The following is a 15,554-nucleotide window of genomic DNA, read 5'->3' as shown; positions in this document are numbered from 1 at the left end:
GATCAGGCTCCCATCCCATAGCGGCGCTGCAGCTCAGTCATGCCCTCAACCACCGGCTTCTCGCGTACGCGCGCCACGCGCTCACGCGCGAGGACGTCGATTGCCTCGAAGTAATCCGACGTCACGGCGTCCTTCTCGTCGACCTTCTCCGGGTCGGCGCGGCGCTTGCGGCGCATGGCGATTGCCGCCTTCAGCGCGGCGATCTCAAGAGACACAGTGGCACGGTCCAGGCCGAGCGACTCAAGCTCCGTCCGGAGATCGGCATAGGTTTCTCTCTTGCCCGCTTGATGAAGCTCGATATCAGCGTCGTAGGCGTCGATACTGTCAGCGATACTACGGGCGCGTTCTGGGGTGATGTGCATCAGGCGGCACTCCCAATCCTTGTGGGCCAAGCTCGTGAAAGAAGGAAATCGGGGATGGTTCGCCCTTTGATCCCGGGCGCGAAGAACCATTCCCCGAGAATGCCGCTGGGCCCGCGGCTACAGTGGTCGGCAAATTCGTCGAGCATGGTTCCAGGAGTTGTCGAAACCAGTTCCAGACGAACCCCATACTCCTGAGAAAGCTTCTCGATGCGGGCCTCTGGGTTGCGCGAGAATCCAACCTTCAGGACGTCTCGGTCATCCCTCAGACGGGCAACGTAGACCCAGCCCAGCAGCCTCCTGTCCAACGACGAAACCCTGAACAGTTCGTCGTGCCCATACACGGACTCGAGGAATGCAGCGGCGCCCCAAAGACCCCGCTCCTCAATCATCATCATACGGGTACGTGTCAGAGCTCGGGCCCAGCCAAGAAGCTTGCTAGCGGCATCTATGATCTTCCCGCCGTGAACTCCGTACTTGCGAATGTCACCGATCCGGTTCGCGCAGTAGGCAATGCGGTTGTATGGTGCCTCAATACTGGCTGAGAGAGTATCCAGCTCCTGCCTGCGTTCGATCTCGATCATCGTGCACCGCCTTTCGCGGCACGGGCCTTCGCAGCTTCGGTGAACTCGTGGATCTCGGCTTCAGCACGCGAGCCGATTGTTGCGAGGCCTTCAGCCTCTCTCGGCGTGATCACGCCATCGCGGGCAGCTTCATGGAAAGCAGAGGCGACCCGGCCAAGTGCCCCGATAGCCTCGACGGCGGCATGGTCGAGAACCGGCATAGGGTTCTCGAGTGCTGCCTTTGGAGCGACGGCAAACCCGAGAGCGTCGGCATAGGCAAAGAGGAACTCGGGACGCCCACCAGCCTCCACAACAGCCTTCTCGATCTCGTACATGATATCGACCGGCGTGAAGGCGCTCTCATGCACCTGGCCATATCGAGACAGGAGCGATGCGCTGCCACGAGTGATGCCTGCCCGTTCGACAGCCGAGACCCCGCCAAGGGTGTCGAGAAGCATCCGCCACGCGGCTTTGAAGCCCGAGAAAGGAAGGGTGCGACCGCGTTCTTGGGTCATGCCAGAGTTCCATTGATGTTCTGGTTACGATTGAAGATGAAATTCCCATCCGACCCGCCGATAACGGTAGGCATGGAGAAGGGGCTGGTACGATGGGTGACGGCAAAGACAGCAAGCGGGGGAGCAAGGGCGCGAAGAACAGAGAGGTGCGCGCCCATGTTCTGAAGGTGCTGAAGCAGCTTTTGCCGAAGGGTGGAAAGAAGAAGAAAGGCGCGGGCGACACTCAGTCCTTTGAAGAGGTCGCCCGCGCAGGTGCCATCGGCAGGGGGCATTAGGCCGATGGGGGAGGAACGTGAAAACAGCAACGGGCTCACTTCGCCCTCCGAACAAGTAGCCATCCATCCTGTGTAAGGAAGTAAAACTCGCCCGATGCGGTCAGGCGGTAACGTACTTTGCGCCGTCTATTCTCACGACGATCGGAGAAAGAACTGTATCTCATCTTCGTAACTCCAAATGGTTACGATAGCTCATAAGAGTAATACGAATTGTAGCAGGAGTGTGCTTTGATAGGAGCAAGGACAACAAAGCCGCATTGGCGCATGGGGACCGGCGCGTCATCATGCAGCTTCCTTCTTCGAGGAGGCTGACTGGCGCTCCAGAGATGCGCCCTCGCCACACGAGGGACGAGCATGTGCATTCACAAGCACTTCGTAGGTGATGCCCTTAATTCCCCGCTTTTTGGCGGCGCTTATGAGACGCGGCCAATGCACAACGGGGATCGATCCGCGGGCCTTCATCACAGTGCCATGGCTCTCACGCTTGAGGCCAAGATCACGGGCCAGTTCGGAAGCGGATGGCCACAAGGCGATAATGTCATGAACTGTCTTCATCCTTCTTTGCTACAGTACGTAGCAGATGAAGTCAACACCCATCGTAGCAGTTCATTTGCTACAAAATGGGAAATGAAAACTCGGGGCGAACGGCTAGCTTGGGCCAGAACACAAGCAGGGTATTCTTCCAAGAGTGCGGCTGCCCGCGCTCTGGGAATACCTGTTAGCACATACAATTCCCATGAGAGAGCCGAGCAACCAGGCGGGCGGGACTTCTCCCCTGACGAGGCCGAAACCTATGCTCGCGCCTTCCGCGTAGCTCATGGATGGCTGATCACTGGAAAAGGCGGTCCGAAGACGGGAGGCGACGAAGTGCCGCCGCAATTAAAGCCCGCGGACTTAGCCTTGGGCGAGTATGTCGTAGCTGGAAAAGTTGCGGCCGGTTCGTTCCGCGAGGTTGATGAGATCTTCGACGATGAGCCGCAAAGGATCACAGGCCCTGCGGATATGAAGTACCCGAACGCGCGCCAGATGGCTTTCGAGATCGAAGGCGACTCCATGAACAAGGCACGGCCTCCAATGTTAGAAGGAGGATTCGTCCTATGTGTCGACTTTGAGGACCTCGAAAATCAGGTGCCGCTCCGGGACGGCATGAAGGTCGTTGTCGAACGCACGAAGTTTGGCGGCCAAATGCGTGAGTGGTCCGTCAAAGAGATTGAACTGTACGAAGACCGCATCGAATTTCATCCCCGGTCGGATAATCCGAAGCACAAGCCAATCGTTGTGCCCCGGGATTTCCAGCCGGACGACGGAAACGAGGTTAGGATCCTCGCTCTTGTGCGCAGCGTCCACTACCCGACTGATCAATAGGGGACGTCGATCCACTCGACCTTCACTCCTGTGATCGTCCCTATCGGACACTCGCATTTTCCGCAGAGGAACGACTGCTTGGCCAGCAGGCCGCTCTCAATCAACTCGTCCTCAGTCGTGATCTCGGGCGGGACAGCCTGCATGTACCGGGACGACGGCCGCTGGCAGTTGTAGCAATTCAGCAATAGCTGGAAGCGTGGGACTTTCGTTCGATAGTCATCACCATAATCATCCTGAACTGCCTGACTGGACATGTTGTCTCTCCTGTTGACTGCGGCAACCTGACTCAGGGAGCCGAACGGAACAAGAACAGAGTTCCCAAACACAGGAATCTATCCACGAGCCGGCTAAGCGAGGTGGAAAGAGGGGATAATCTCCATTTCTCCACTAGACAGCCTATTTGCTACAATTCGTGAAAGTTTCCGTTGACGCATGCTGCTACATGGCGTAGCAATAAGCTCATCCCATCAACGGATGAGCCCCTATGCAACCCCTCTCCACCTTCCTTCTTGAAGTCGCCCGCGATGGCTTTGCTGTCGTGTTCCTGATCGGCGTTGTCGGCCTCTCCTGCGTGGCGCTGGGAGGCTGAGCCGATGACACCGCAGGAAATCAAAGCTCAATGCCGCGCGTTGGCCGATCTGGTCGGTCCGCAAGCTGAACTCACCGTTTGGATTGACGAGGGACGGCACAGGCCTGAGCAGTCGGGCCGCACCATCGGAATGTCGCTCTATCCCAACGGTATCACCGGCAGATCAGAGGGCACCCTCTACGCCTATGCCGACACCTGGGAAGAGGCATTTGCCAACATGCGGATCCAATGGGACGCCCGCGCCGCCTCTTTCCACAAGGCGAAGATCAGGGCGATGGCGCTCAAGATCATCGAAATCACGCAGGATTGGGAAGTATGCAGCGAGGCGCGGCTTCGTGCCTTCTTCGACCCCGGCGAAATCGAACAGCTTGGCCCTCTTGCCTTGGAACAGGCCAACCGCATGGCCGCGAATGGTCCCTTCACCATTGAGCCTAGCCCGGCCGGCAACCGCCGTGATGGCGATACGGATGAGGAAGGTCGCTGAGATGGAGCCGCGCCCGATTTCCACTCTGGGGCTGGAGAACTTCCCGCACCCGACAGACTTCGGCTCTGCAGCGATGCTGCAATGGCTGAAGATCGCCGATCTGGTCGTTGACCCCAGCTACCAGCGCGAAATCACCGGTACCGGGCGGCAGAACATCCGGCGCATCACCGCTGAGTTCTCCTGGTCCAAATTCGCGCCGGTCATCGTCTCCCCGGTGGAGGGTGGCAAGTACGCTATTGTCGACGGACAGCACCGCACCACAGCCGCCGCGATCTGCGGGCTTGAGCAGGTGCCCTGCGCTGTGATCCTGTTGGATCGGACCGGCCAGGCTGCGGCCTTCAAGGCCATCAACGGCGCCACGACCAAGATGAGCGCCATGGCGATGTTTCATGCGGCGGTTCTGTCCGGTGATCCTGATGCGGTCGCAATCAAGGAAGTGTGCGACTGCGCCGGCGTGACGGCGCTACGCTATCCGGTCGCTGCGAACTTCCAGAAGCCAGGCGAGACGATGGCAGTGACTGCCATCGAGCGGATGTTCAAGCGCCATGGTCGGGATACACTCATCACGGCTCTTCAATGCATTACAGAGACCGGCGAAAATACGGGCCTGCTTGTGGCCCCGATCATTACGGCAATCTGCGAGGTTCTCTCGGAGAACCCGGAATGGCGGGATGCAGGATCGAAGCTGCTGGAGGCCTTTGACGAGATCGATCTTGAGGCAGAACTTGCAGCTGCTCGAACAGTCTCGGCTCAAAAGCGGAACATCGGTGTCGCTGTCGTCCTGGCGAACCGCCTTCGCGAGCTGCTGACGCAGCGGCTTGGCGCCCCGGTTGAGACTGCGGAGGCCGCCTAATGCGCCAGCGCACCATGAACAACGTCCTCGCTTTCCCTCGCCGTCGTCGTGTCATGTGCTCCGATGTCAGCGAACAACAGGTGGATGAGGCCCAAGATCGTCTCAACAGCCTGCTCACGAGCGGCCTCATTTTCTGCCCTGCCTGCACGGGCCGTGGAATCTTCCCACACAAGCGCCCGGTCACCGGCTCTATCGCCCTCTCCCCCTGCCCTTGCGGCGGAACGGATGAGGATCGGATCGATGTCGATTTCGGAGGGGCGGCATGAGCAGCACAACACAGCGCCGCGGCGATTGGATCCAGACCTATTCCGGCGCTCAGTTCTGGCCGATGGATCCACGCGCAGGGGACATTCGCCTTCAGGATATCGCGCACGCCTTGTCCATGCTCTGCCGCTACACGGGCCACTGCAAGCGCTTCTACAGTGTCGCAGAGCATTCGGTTCTTCTGTCTGAGGTCGTTGAGCCAAAGCATCGCCTCTGGGCTCTGCTGCACGATGCAAGCGAGGCCTATCTCGTTGACGTGCCGCGGCCGGTGAAGCCGTTCCTAACGGGCTACCGGGAAGCCGAGGGCGAAATCATGCTCTGCGTTGCTGAGCGGTTCGGTCTCTCTGCGACGATGCCGAAGGCGGTCAAGGAAGCCGACAATCGCATCCTCACGGACGAAGCAACCCAGAACATGAGCGCCCCTCCGGTGCCATGGAGCAACATGGGCGAGCCGTTGGGTGTAACACTTCGGTACTGGAGCCCAGAGCGCGCCGAGCGTGAGTTCTTGGAAGCAGTGGAAGCCGCTCTCGTGGAAGCGGAGGCCGCGTGATGTCTTTCACCCGGCCCATCCCTAAGGCTTACAGCCACGCGGCAAACCGGATCGCCTGGTACGCTCTCGTCTGCAGTCTTGTGACAGTCGCCACGCTCCTGGTGCTGTCATGATGAAAGCATGCGTATCGCTGCCGGCCAAGTATGCAAACCCGTTTGGTACTGACCATCCGGCAGCACTGGCCTTGCTGAGAACCAAGAGAACACGCACGGCCTATGCGCCCTTCACCAGGAAGAACCGCCTGTGGGCCGCTCGCGAACTGCACTGCCTATGGATGTATGGGCTTCTTCAGCGCCTGCCGCGCGAGGTGTTGACCTGCCTTCCGCTGCAGCTGCCAGAGCGTCCGACGTTCGATGAGATCAAGACCGACTTGGCGGGCAAGTTTCAGGGCTGCACGTGCATGCCCGAACACATCTGCCACGTCGACACGCTGGCCTACATCGCGAACGCAAAGGGCTTCGCAGCGCATCCGCCCCTGCGCGGCCCGCCTCCCGAACGACGACGCCGGTCATCCGCCGCGGAGCGCGATGAGCTCGCCCGTACCTCTTACAAAAAATCGAACCGATGGGGGATCTGATGGAAGTTCTTTATGTGATCGTGCCGGTAGGGATCCTGCTCATTCCCCTCGCGATCGCGTCAGTGCGCCACGAAATGCGCCGTCTCAAAACAATTCGCGAACAGGCTCGTGTTGCGTCCACGCCAGAACAGCGCGCCCGGGAATCCTACGACGATCTTTCAACGGAGTGGTGAGCATGTACCACCTTTTTGACATCACAGCTATGGGCTCCATCGAGGATGTCTTCGCAAAGGCGCTTCAGCTGCTGCAGGACAACGAGCCGCGCCAGGCGCGCGATGTACTCGACACCTTCCTCTCGACTGACGAATGCGACTTCACCTATTTCGCCGACGAGGATGATGATGAGACGACCGGGCCCAGCGCTGAAGATCACGCTCTTGCGAGCAAGCTGGCCGAGGAAGCCATCAACCTGATCGATACGGGCCTGCTTCTGGATGCTGCTCGGCGCATCGAGTGCTTCTGCAGCCCAAAATACAGCAGCCAGGCGCAGTGCCAGGAGGCCTATGACGAGGCCATGACCGCGCCATTGCTGGTGTTCGTGCCTCCTCCCTCCCCCGCCTTCATCCAGACCACCTTCCAGATCTGAGGCTTACCATGTCCAGCCTGAATATGGCCCTTTCTGTTGAGCGCTCCGCTCTCGATGCTGCCCTGAAGCGGGTGTCCGACACTCTCGCCAAGAAACCAGTTATCCCGGTGACTGGATGCGTATGGATGTGCGCCGATAACGACGAGATCGTATTGCGCACGACTGACCTTGAGCGACAGACGCTCACCACCATTCCAGCGGCTATCGATCGGCCCGGGACGATCTGTCTCTCTGGCGAGGCCCTGCGAGGCATCGTGTCCGGCTTTGCTGCCGGCGCACAGGTCAGGCTCGAGGCAGATGCCACCTCAGGGCGCTGCGTGGTGGCCTCAGGCCGGTCTCGCTACCGCTTGGCAACCGAGCCTGCCGATCTGCATCCGGATCTAGGTGCGGCAGACGGCGCATCGTTCGATATTCCTGGCCGGGTTCTCAAGAACGCGATCAACCGAGTCTCGTTCGCTGCAGCAACAATGCAGGACCGCCCCCATCTCTGGGGAGCGCACCTTCATATCGTCCAACACGAAAGGCGCCCTCACCTAGCTCTCGTCGCGATCGACGGCATCGTCTTCTCGCGCCAGATTATGGACATGCCGGCAGGTCTCACGGATATGCCCGGCGTAACGATCCCGACTGAAGCGCTCGCCACCCTGGCCAGAATGGCTCCAGATGACGGCGACATCCGGCTGACGGTCAGCGAGAACCTCATCGGCGCTATCGTTGGGGAGACCCGCTTCGTATCCAAGCTGGTGCAGGGCACCTTCGTCGACTACCAGCGCTTGCTGCCCCAATTGTCGGGACGGTCTGCTACGGTCGACCGCGGCGCCATGGCAGCAGCACTCAACCGGTTCGGCGCCATCGACGAAAAGGGCGCCGGCATCTCCGTCCAGCCCGGCGACAACGTCCTTGTCCTCTCGGGTGCGCACGCCTCCCTAGGCGATGCTCGCGAGGAGGTGGAGGCGGAGATCAAGCAGTCAGACTTTGGCTTCGGCGTGTCGCGAGCTCGTCTGGCCCCCGTCCTCTCAAAGTTTGCGGGAGAGCACGTCCTGTTCGATCAACAGGATGCCGGAAGCCCGATCAGGGTCCTGGGAGTTTCGGATGCTGATCGAGGGCATGATGCCCTTCTGATGCCGATGCGGATTGGCGTGGGCAACGCGGCGGTCGGAGGCTGATCAATGCCCACAGCATCGCCTGAAGCCGAGATCGAGCACCTGCAGACGCGCATCCAGCGCAAGCGCCAGGCGCACCAAAGTACGCGCGACGATGAGGCCAAGCTCCGGCAGCTGCGCCTAAAGCAGCTCCGCCGCGAGGTACGGGCTATGAAGAGGAAGGCTCGCTAATGGTCTTCCGTATCTGCGAGGACGTGGGCACAACGAAACGCCGACGCATGACGCCGCGGCGTGCTCTGAAGATCTGGGAGATGCACAAGGGCATTTGCGTCCTCTGCCATGAGCCGATCGACGGGGCACGGGAAGACTGGTTCATTGAGCATCTGATCGCTCTAGAGAACGGCGGATCGGACGAGGACAAGAGCGGCAACCTCGGTCCCGCCCACCTCTGGCACAAGGCCGCCAAGGATGCAGTCGACCATAGCGCCGGCGCCCAAGCCAAGAGACGGAAGCGCCATCACATTGGCATCAGGCAACGCAAGGGCCCTCCGATCCCAGGCAGCAAAGACTCGCCTTGGAAGCGGAGGATGGACGGGACGCTTGAGCGGAGGTCGAAATGAACCAACCCATCCGCATCCCGCCTCTCCTTATCCGTAAGACGCTCACCGAGCAGATCGCAGAGCACAACGCACGTGTCGAGCGCATCTGGCTCACCAAGGGCAGCAACTGCCGCCCGTATCAACCATCCCCTACCACTGTGCCGCTGGCTGCTGATCTGTCTCGCGTTGTGGCAGCCGAGCACAGTGGATTCCTCAAGGAAGTCCGCTCATGACTATCACACGCAAAATCGAGTTGCGATCGCACGACACCTCAATCGGGATCTGGCAGGACGATCCCAACGATCCGACTTTCGAGAGGGAGATCTACGGCGGGCTCAACCGGCTCCTGCGCGATCTCGGATGGACCGTCGGACAAGATCCGAAGGTTCACAAGCGTCACCGCATCTTGAGCCCTCAAAACCGCCTCGCGAAGCGCGGCGATCTGCGCGCGAAGATCCGCATCACCGGCCGGGCGATCGAGGTCACGGTTTGGGCCGAGACATGGCCGATCGACAACCCCAACGGCAGGGAATACGACTTCGGCAAGCTCGCCCGCATGACCTACCTCGACCGGCTGCGCTTCCGGCTCCTGCACCGCCGCATCGCGGCTTGGCTCCAAGAGCGCGCGATCGTGGCGATCGCCGCGCCGGGCCGGTCCGAGCTGCCCTCGGTCGGCGGGATCACGGCCGCGGAGTATATCGCGCGAGACTATGCTGCGAGCGTTCACAAAGACAAGGAACTCGGCCGCCCAGTCCCTCGCTACGCCTACAACTGCACCTCTCGCGACGAGAGGACGATCGAGCACGGCTCGAAGGTATGGTTCCTCGACCGGAAGGGCCGGATCTGCCGCGGAACGGCCTTCTATAACATCAACAATATGTGGTGGGTCGTGGTCGGGGCCTACGGCCTGCGCAACCTCGCGACGCATGAGATCCTTGTCGAGAAGCCGGAAGGCCTGCGCGTCAAGCGCAACGAGCGGGCTCGCAGGGAGCGGCTGGAAGCGGAACTCTCGAAGGCCGTGATCGCGATGAACTTCGAGCGCGCCGCGACCCTGCGCCGGGTGCTCTTCGGCGATGCTCCGGTCTTCCTGATCTGGAGCAAAGAGAAGGATGCCTACTATCGCTCCTGCTCGGCCGGGTATACGACCGACGCGAGCCGGGCCGGGCGCTACCTACGCGACGAGGCCGAGCGCATCGTCGCCCCTCACGATTTCCTCACCATCATTGACCCGACCGCAGTGGCCGCATGATCGCAGCCTCGTCCCATGTTCAAGGAAGCCCGTTCATGACCAATGGACAGTATGCGATGGCGCCGAGAGAGCCGACTGAGGAGATGGACCGCTATAACGCGGAACTTCTGTGCGATCTTGCTGGGAAGATCAACGAGAACGCCCTCCTCTCCATCCGCCTCAGGACGGAACAGGCGAAGGTCAAGTGCCTCCAATCCCGCCTGGATGAACTGACGAGAGCGCTCACGGACATCGTGGAGACGAACGACAAATACGTTGAAGAGGATCTTGGGTTCGATCCTGAAGGCCCTCTAATGCAACGCGCCCGCTCCGCTCTCCAATCCACACAGAAGGAGGTGCGGTCACGCACCCGCCTAGCCCCTCGCTGCGACGACTGCCCTACGGACGGACAGCCATGCTCACGGTGCCTGCAAGCCGCTCTCACCCCCAACAAGGAGGCAGGACGATGAGCGCGATCATCTCGCCTTGTGGGCTCTACCGCTACCGCCTTGAGCGTGAATTGTCGCCATGCCGGGGAACGCTCGCCTTCATCATGGTCAATCCGTCAACAGCCGACGCTGAGCAGGATGATGCCACGATCCGGAAGGTAAGGGGCTTTGCCGAGCGGCACAGCTATAGCCGGATCGTGGTTGGCAACCTGTTTGCCTTCAGGGCTACAGACATCAAAGCTCTGCGAGGGCTCGATTATCGTTGTGCCGTTGGGCCAGACAACGATGAGCATCTCCGAGCAATCATGGGCGAGGCCACCGCTATCGTTGCTGCTTGGGGACCGATGGCGAAGCTACCACCCCTTCTACGAGACCGCTACCACGGCATCATCACAATGGCGCAGCAGCTCGGTAAACGATTGCATTGCCTCGGCATCGCAAAGGACGGGCATCCACGCCACCCGCTCATGACCCCTTACTCCATGCCCCTCACTGAATGGAACGCACTCAATGTCTGAGAACACGATCAGAGAGGCGCAAAGGCAGATCACCGATATCGTGCTTAAATACACCGTGTACGGCGGTCCTTGGGATTTGGTGAAAGAGCTTCATGCTGTTCTCGCCGCCCTCGCATCTCATGAGACAAGCGGGCGTGAGGGGGAGCCGGTCGCATGGGGCCTCCTGCCGCTCGTCCAAGGGACAACCCACGCATACCCGACGCGGGAAGCTGCCGAGGCTGCGGTCAAACGCATCTACATCAATAGCACCGTGATCCCACTCTATGCCGCCCTTTCCTCCCAGCAGATCAAGGATCTGACACACGAGCGAGATGAGGCGAACGCCCGAACTGAACGACAGTGGGAAGTCGCTGTTCGGGAAGAGGTGCGGGCAAAGAAAGCAGAAGCCCGCGCCGACGCTGCAGAGCAGAAGGTGAAGAAGCTGGAGGCAAAACTCGCGAACTATGAGCGGCCATTCACGGACGCTTCTGCTACACCAGAGCAACGCCTTCTGAATGCCTTCTGCGGGTTCGATGGGTACGCGCTCACGATGGATCGCGTCAAAGGCATCATTCGCGATGTGCTCCAATCCTCCCAGACCCAATGCGCCTCTCTTCAGCAGAAGGTAGAGGAGGGCGAAGGCGCGATGGAGTTTGCCCAGACCGAGGCCAGGGCGGAAGGCTACAAGCAGGGCTATGAGGATGGCTCTGTCCGCCTCGCCTCTCTCACACAGGCGCTGGAGCCGTTCGTGAAATTGGCAGAATGGGGCGACGAAGAGCAGGTGCATTTCATCTCGCCAGGAGTGACGGGGAAGCATCCTGGCATGTTCTCAACTCGGCCTGACGACTTCCCGATACTCCGCCTTGCACCCGGTTGTCCGGCTCTCACGATTGGTGACATCCGCCGTGCTCGCGCCGCCCTCCAACAGGCAGGAGAGGCGGAATGAGCTGCTACTTCAGCTTCGCGCAGCGCGATACCCATCATTGGGATGTGAGCGATGGTCGGGAGCGGGTCTTCGCCATTCGTGGCGAGCCGGGCCGGATCATCGTCCGAGATGAACGATCGGGCGATCAGCAATACGGCCGGCACCCACGCGCGATCTCATGTTTCGAGACTGTCAACCAGGCGATGGCTTGGTGCGCTCTGCAATTGATCCTCAATCCCAAGGATTCCGCCCCATGAGCAAGCTGTCGGAACTCTTGAAGCGGATCGAGGCGGCAGAGGGGCCGGATCGGGAGTTGGATTATGAAATCTGGGCCGCTCTCCATGGCTGGAAGATCAAGCACAATGGTATGGCCAGATTCTTCCAGACGCCCGACGGCCACGACTCTGTGCGCGCGCTACGCGCCCCGAAACTCACCTCCTCCTTAGACGCCGCTATTGCTCTCTTAGAGAGGATGCTGCCGGGGTGGCATTACGAGATGGCCTGCAAGATGACACGGCCATTCCCGCACTACACAACCATGCTGACCAACCAATGGGCCAGCTACGCGGCTCCGAGGTTCACAGGCCAAAGCGAGTCTAATCAGGCTTTGGCCCTGCTCTCCGCTCTCCTGTCCGCCCTCATAGCCAAGGAGGGGATCAGCAGATGATCCGTCAGGACAAGTACGTCGTCGGCGACAAGGTTCGCTTCGACATCAGCATGGTCATGGAGCATTGCCGATCGTGGGCGCCCGACGTGACCAAGGAATACACCATCACGCGGGTTGACGAGATCGAGAGCCCGCACAGCCAACGAGGAGCTGGGCACACCCAACTTGTCTCGATCAGTGAGAATCCAAGCCCCTTTGGCGGAGAGTTCTCCGGCAAGTGGTTTCTGCCTATCGACAGATCAGCGCAGAAGCCGGTTCGTCGCGCCTATGAGCAGATTCAACGCGACGGCTACTACAGGAGAGCACCATGACTGACCGACCCATCATCTTTTCCGCGCCTATGGTTCGCGCTCTCCTCGATGGCAGGAAGACGCAGACGCGGCGGATCCTGAAGCCGCAGCCGCCGGCCAATGTCACAAGTGCTGGCGTGGTCTCTCGTTCTAGTGAGGGGCAGACAGACGAGTGGTCGTGGCTATCAGGCGATCCGAAGGACTGCGACACATGGAAGTTTGAGGGAGAGTTTCGCACTCGTTTCGTCCCTGGCGACCGTCTCTATGTGCGGGAGAACTGGGCCCCGCTCTCGTACTCCCGTGACCTAGGCGGCTCCCGAGCCTGTAAGATCGGGGAAGCGGACTTCGCGATGATGATCGATGGTCATCATCAGCACAAGAATGGCCGCTCTCAGCCGGGGCTCAAAGAATATGCCCCGGGTGCTTTCGATGGCGTGAAATGGGCACCCTCGATCCACATGCCGCGCTGGGCCTCTCGCCTAACGCTTACCGTGACCGGCGTGAAGGTCGAACGGCTGCAGGACATCAGCGAGGAAGATGCCATCGCAGAAGGCGTATGGCACGGTAATACGTTCGTGCGCTTTGCGGACGACATCGCCGCGACGACGAAACCGGGCAGATGGTTCCCTACCGCTCGCGACTGGTATCGTGACCTTTGGGAGCGGTTGAACGGTCCCGAGTCCTGGGACGCCAACCCCTGGGTCGTTGCCCCGACCTTCATCGTCCACCCCTGCAACATCGACCAGATGCAGGAGGCGGCATGAGCGATCTTCCCCGCATCACCGGCCGCTGGCGCTTTAGCGCCGCGGCGGTTGTCACCGATTGGAATTGGCGAGGCCGCCCAAAGGATTGGGAGGCTGGGCTGATCGTGGAGGTCGAAGAGGTCCGCCGGCCCAGTTACCCGCGGGCTCCCATCGGTGAGGTCACGGTCTGGCGGCGAGCTCGTGGCTTTGAGGCCCGGTACCTGAAGCCTGAGAACGAGGTGCGGCCATGACTGCCCGCAAAGCGGACCTGCGTCTTCCCTCGCGCACACCAGCCTACGTTTCACGCGAAGTCGGCGCCGCTGAGATCGGCGTCTCGCCGGAAACCTGGGATAAATGGGTGGAAAGAGGAGTACTCCCCGCCCCAGCTCCCGGCTTTCCAGAGAGCACGCCCCGCTGGAGATGGGCGGATGTTGACACCCATCTCGCCGGCATTCCCAAAGCGGTCCAATCCGCACCGGTCCTTGCGCTCGGATCGAAAGGGGGCAACATTGTTGACCCGTTCGTTGCAAGTGCCGGAAGGTTCGCAAATGGCTCGAAGGGGAAGCGGCGTGGTTGACCTTCCAAAGGAAGTGCACGTCATCACGAAGAAGGCGACGGGCAAGAAGTACTATTACTGGGTTCCCAACCGCGGAACGAAGAACGAAGGAAAGCGGATCCCACTGCCGAGCGATCCAGCCTCGGCCGCCTTCTGGGCCAAGGTTGAGGCTCTTGGCGGCTCCAATCCAATGGCTCCCGCGGGCTCAGTCGCCAACCTCGTGCGTCGGTACCGGGAGAGCGAAGACTTCAAAAAGAACACCGACTCCACCCGGGAGACCTATGAAGTCCATATGCGTCGGTTCGAGGATCTTGAAGCTTGGGGGCGCTACCCTGCCGAGGATCTCAGCCCATTAGGAGTTCAGACCGCTCGTGATGCCATGCGAGAGACACCTTACATGGCCAACCAGATGCTGGCGGTCGGTAAGACAATCTGGGCCTGGGCCATTCCTCTCGGGTTGCTCGGCAACCGGCCAATCAATCCCTTCGACCATGTGTCCGACCTCGACACTCCAGATCGCGGCCACGTGCCCTGGCCAGAGTGGGCCCAAGCCTTTGTGCTTGAGCATGCGCCGGCGGACCTGGTCAGGTTTGTAAAGCTCGGCGCATGGACCGGACAGCGGGAGAGCGATCTGGTGCTCTTCGGCCCTGAGCATCGGGAGAACAACGGGCTTTGGTGCCGTCCGAAGAAGACGCGCAAGAAGCGCCGAGCGTTCTTCATCCCCTTGGCCGCAGCTGAGGCGCTAGAGCTCGACCGATGGGCAGAGACCCCAATCCGGTTTGAGAACTCCCGCTGGAAGGCGCCGATCGAGCGGTTCAGGGAGGATCTCTACCTCTATACGCCCAGGGCCGAGCCCTACACGCCCGACCGCATCCGAGCCCGCTGGGGCCGATGGCTTGCCTCCAAGCAAGGCAAGGAGCTCTGCCGCCGGTGGAAGGAATGGCTGGTTGTTCAGGTTAAGCGGTACGGCTGGGAGATCGACCCCGAGGACGTCCGCGGCCCTACCCTGCACGGCCTTCGCGGGACCGCCGTGCTGACCCGCCGCCGGGCTGGTTACACGGCCCAGGCGATCGCCAATGACATCGGGATGAGCCTGCCGATGGTCGAACGGTATACCCGGTTCATCGACCAAATGGACGTGGCCGAGGCCAACCGCCGCCGCTTCGAAATTGTCGAAGGTGGCCGCTAACACGGGCTTGACCGAGAACAGAAAAGGACCTATCTGAGCGTCACCGCCGGGGCGAAATTGTAAACTTCGCCCCCGATCTTGGAAACCGAAAGCGAAAAAATCTAGGTTTCTCAGGTGGTTATGGTGGGGGATAGTTTAATGGTAGAACAGCGGACTCTGACTCCGTTAGTCTTGGTTCGAATCCAGGTCCCCCAGCCAACATTTTGAGCTTCCCTAAAAAGAAAATAAATTCAGGATCTTAGCTCTATGAGCTTGGTGGCCGCGTACCCATATGCGTACCCGGCCCGCGCCCCGTTGAACCTGCCAGCCTGACTACTCCCAAGCGATC

The 15,554-nt window shown here is 60.5% G+C and carries 28 protein-coding genes and 1 tRNA gene; 24 read left to right on the top strand and 5 right to left on the bottom strand.

The window, feature by feature from the left end; translation table 11 throughout:
- Positions 1-2: 2 nt before the first annotated feature.
- Genes AA309_RS20045 through AA309_RS20035 form a run of 3 tightly spaced genes read right to left on the bottom strand, consistent with a single transcriptional unit; the run spans position 3 to position 1,437 of the window.
- A complete protein-coding gene (locus tag AA309_RS20045) occupies positions 3-362 on the bottom strand; it encodes a hypothetical protein (RefSeq protein ID WP_047190797.1) in 360 nt (119 codons plus the stop codon).
- Positions 362-943, bottom strand: a complete 582-nt coding sequence (locus tag AA309_RS20040) for a GIY-YIG nuclease family protein (protein WP_047190796.1) — start codon at positions 941-943, stop codon at positions 362-364. Before AA309_RS20040 ends, AA309_RS20045 begins: the two co-directional genes overlap by 1 nt.
- Entirely contained in the window at positions 940-1,437 is a 498-nt protein-coding gene (locus AA309_RS20035) for a hypothetical protein (RefSeq protein ID WP_047190795.1), read from the bottom strand. The genes AA309_RS20040 and AA309_RS20035 overlap by 4 nt, the downstream gene beginning before the upstream one ends.
- 92 nt (positions 1,438-1,529) lie before the next feature.
- Between AA309_RS20035 and AA309_RS20030 the strand changes: the two genes are divergently transcribed.
- Positions 1,530-1,712, top strand: a complete 183-nt coding sequence (locus tag AA309_RS20030) for a hypothetical protein (RefSeq protein WP_047190794.1) — start codon at positions 1,530-1,532, stop codon at positions 1,710-1,712.
- Positions 1,713-1,994: 282 nt separating this feature from the next.
- On the opposite strand, the gene AA309_RS35350 is transcribed toward AA309_RS20030, so the two are convergent.
- Positions 1,995-2,267 carry a hypothetical protein gene (locus tag AA309_RS35350; RefSeq protein ID WP_047190793.1) on the bottom strand — a complete coding sequence of 91 codons (273 nt, stop codon included), beginning with the start codon at positions 2,265-2,267 and terminating at the stop codon, positions 1,995-1,997.
- Here AA309_RS35350 and AA309_RS34490 point away from each other — a divergent pair.
- Positions 2,253-3,077, top strand: a complete 825-nt coding sequence (locus AA309_RS34490; RefSeq protein ID WP_160310508.1) for an XRE family transcriptional regulator — start codon at positions 2,253-2,255, stop codon at positions 3,075-3,077. The two genes, AA309_RS35350 and AA309_RS34490, sit on opposite strands and share 15 nt — an antisense overlap.
- On the opposite strand, the gene AA309_RS20015 is transcribed toward AA309_RS34490, so the two are convergent.
- Positions 3,071-3,331, bottom strand: coding sequence for a hypothetical protein (locus tag AA309_RS20015; protein ID WP_047190791.1), 261 nt, complete (start codon positions 3,329-3,331; stop codon positions 3,071-3,073). The genes AA309_RS34490 and AA309_RS20015 overlap by 7 nt on opposite strands.
- A gap of 339 nt (positions 3,332-3,670) precedes the next feature.
- Here AA309_RS20015 and AA309_RS35345 point away from each other — a divergent pair, with 339 nt between their 5' ends.
- The 22 genes from AA309_RS35345 (at position 3,671) to AA309_RS19905 (ending at position 15,424) form a co-directional block, all read left to right on the top strand.
- The gene (locus tag AA309_RS35345) at positions 3,671-4,150 is read left to right on the top strand and encodes a hypothetical protein (RefSeq protein WP_047190790.1); all 480 of its coding nucleotides are present in this window, start codon (positions 3,671-3,673) and stop codon (positions 4,148-4,150) included.
- Positions 4,134-5,003, top strand: a complete 870-nt coding sequence (locus AA309_RS20005; protein ID WP_160310507.1) for a ParB N-terminal domain-containing protein — start codon at positions 4,134-4,136, stop codon at positions 5,001-5,003. Before AA309_RS35345 ends, AA309_RS20005 begins: the two co-directional genes overlap by 17 nt.
- A complete protein-coding gene (locus AA309_RS20000) occupies positions 5,003-5,269 on the top strand; it encodes a hypothetical protein (protein ID WP_047190788.1) in 267 nt (88 codons plus the stop codon). Before AA309_RS20005 ends, AA309_RS20000 begins: the two co-directional genes overlap by 1 nt.
- Positions 5,266-5,817 (top strand): phosphohydrolase, encoded by a 552-nt coding sequence (locus tag AA309_RS19995; RefSeq protein ID WP_047190787.1) that lies wholly within the window; start codon positions 5,266-5,268, stop codon positions 5,815-5,817. The genes AA309_RS20000 and AA309_RS19995 overlap by 4 nt, the downstream gene beginning before the upstream one ends.
- 109 nt (positions 5,818-5,926) lie before the next feature.
- A complete protein-coding gene (locus AA309_RS19990) occupies positions 5,927-6,394 on the top strand; it encodes a hypothetical protein (protein ID WP_047190786.1) in 468 nt (155 codons plus the stop codon).
- Positions 6,394-6,567, top strand: coding sequence for a hypothetical protein (locus tag AA309_RS19985; RefSeq protein ID WP_160310506.1), 174 nt, complete (start codon positions 6,394-6,396; stop codon positions 6,565-6,567). Before AA309_RS19990 ends, AA309_RS19985 begins: the two co-directional genes overlap by 1 nt.
- A gap of 2 nt (positions 6,568-6,569) precedes the next feature.
- A complete protein-coding gene (locus AA309_RS19980; protein WP_047190784.1) occupies positions 6,570-6,980 on the top strand; it encodes a hypothetical protein in 411 nt (136 codons plus the stop codon).
- Positions 6,981-6,988: 8 nt separating this feature from the next.
- Positions 6,989-8,146, top strand: coding sequence for a DNA polymerase III subunit beta (gene dnaN / locus AA309_RS19975; RefSeq protein WP_047190783.1), 1,158 nt, complete (start codon positions 6,989-6,991; stop codon positions 8,144-8,146).
- 3 nt (positions 8,147-8,149) lie between these two features.
- Positions 8,150-8,314: a hypothetical protein gene (locus tag AA309_RS35340; RefSeq protein ID WP_160310505.1), complete on the top strand. Its 165-nt coding sequence runs from the start codon at positions 8,150-8,152 to the stop codon at positions 8,312-8,314.
- Positions 8,314-8,703 (top strand): hypothetical protein, encoded by a 390-nt coding sequence (locus AA309_RS19970; protein WP_047190782.1) that lies wholly within the window; start codon positions 8,314-8,316, stop codon positions 8,701-8,703. The genes AA309_RS35340 and AA309_RS19970 overlap by 1 nt, the downstream gene beginning before the upstream one ends.
- Entirely contained in the window at positions 8,700-8,915 is a 216-nt protein-coding gene (locus tag AA309_RS19965) for a hypothetical protein (RefSeq protein ID WP_047190781.1), read from the top strand. Before AA309_RS19970 ends, AA309_RS19965 begins: the two co-directional genes overlap by 4 nt.
- Positions 8,912-9,931 (top strand): hypothetical protein, encoded by a 1,020-nt coding sequence (locus AA309_RS19960; protein WP_047190780.1) that lies wholly within the window; start codon positions 8,912-8,914, stop codon positions 9,929-9,931. Before AA309_RS19965 ends, AA309_RS19960 begins: the two co-directional genes overlap by 4 nt.
- A 35-nt stretch (positions 9,932-9,966) precedes the next feature.
- Positions 9,967-10,380 carry a hypothetical protein gene (locus tag AA309_RS19955; protein ID WP_047190779.1) on the top strand — a complete coding sequence of 138 codons (414 nt, stop codon included), beginning with the start codon at positions 9,967-9,969 and terminating at the stop codon, positions 10,378-10,380.
- Positions 10,377-10,877, top strand: coding sequence for a DUF1643 domain-containing protein (locus AA309_RS19950; protein ID WP_047190778.1), 501 nt, complete (start codon positions 10,377-10,379; stop codon positions 10,875-10,877). The genes AA309_RS19955 and AA309_RS19950 overlap by 4 nt, the downstream gene beginning before the upstream one ends.
- Positions 10,870-11,802, top strand: a complete 933-nt coding sequence (locus tag AA309_RS19945) for a hypothetical protein (RefSeq protein ID WP_047190777.1) — start codon at positions 10,870-10,872, stop codon at positions 11,800-11,802. The genes AA309_RS19950 and AA309_RS19945 overlap by 8 nt, the downstream gene beginning before the upstream one ends.
- Positions 11,799-12,038 carry a hypothetical protein gene (locus tag AA309_RS19940; RefSeq protein WP_047190776.1) on the top strand — a complete coding sequence of 80 codons (240 nt, stop codon included), beginning with the start codon at positions 11,799-11,801 and terminating at the stop codon, positions 12,036-12,038. The genes AA309_RS19945 and AA309_RS19940 overlap by 4 nt, the downstream gene beginning before the upstream one ends.
- On the top strand, positions 12,035-12,448 hold the full coding sequence (locus AA309_RS19935) for a hypothetical protein (protein ID WP_047190775.1): 414 nt from the start codon (positions 12,035-12,037) through the stop codon (positions 12,446-12,448). Before AA309_RS19940 ends, AA309_RS19935 begins: the two co-directional genes overlap by 4 nt.
- Entirely contained in the window at positions 12,445-12,759 is a 315-nt protein-coding gene (locus AA309_RS19930; RefSeq protein WP_047190774.1) for a hypothetical protein, read from the top strand. Before AA309_RS19935 ends, AA309_RS19930 begins: the two co-directional genes overlap by 4 nt.
- On the top strand, positions 12,756-13,502 hold the full coding sequence (locus AA309_RS19925) for a hypothetical protein (RefSeq protein ID WP_047190773.1): 747 nt from the start codon (positions 12,756-12,758) through the stop codon (positions 13,500-13,502). The genes AA309_RS19930 and AA309_RS19925 overlap by 4 nt, the downstream gene beginning before the upstream one ends.
- On the top strand, positions 13,499-13,732 hold the full coding sequence (locus tag AA309_RS19920) for a hypothetical protein (protein ID WP_047190772.1): 234 nt from the start codon (positions 13,499-13,501) through the stop codon (positions 13,730-13,732). Before AA309_RS19925 ends, AA309_RS19920 begins: the two co-directional genes overlap by 4 nt.
- Before the next feature lie 318 nt (positions 13,733-14,050).
- Positions 14,051-15,226 carry a hypothetical protein gene (locus AA309_RS19910; protein WP_047190770.1) on the top strand — a complete coding sequence of 392 codons (1,176 nt, stop codon included), beginning with the start codon at positions 14,051-14,053 and terminating at the stop codon, positions 15,224-15,226.
- Positions 15,227-15,350: 124 nt separating this feature from the next.
- A tRNA-Gln gene (locus tag AA309_RS19905) sits at positions 15,351-15,424 on the top strand.
- Positions 15,425-15,554: the final 130 nt, after the last annotated feature.

It is taken from the genome of Microvirga vignae (genome assembly GCF_001017175.1).
GTDB lineage: Bacteria > Pseudomonadota > Alphaproteobacteria > Rhizobiales > Beijerinckiaceae > Microvirga > Microvirga vignae.
Note: the sequence above shows the minus strand (reverse complement) of the source record. Positions and strands in the feature narration are given on the sequence as shown.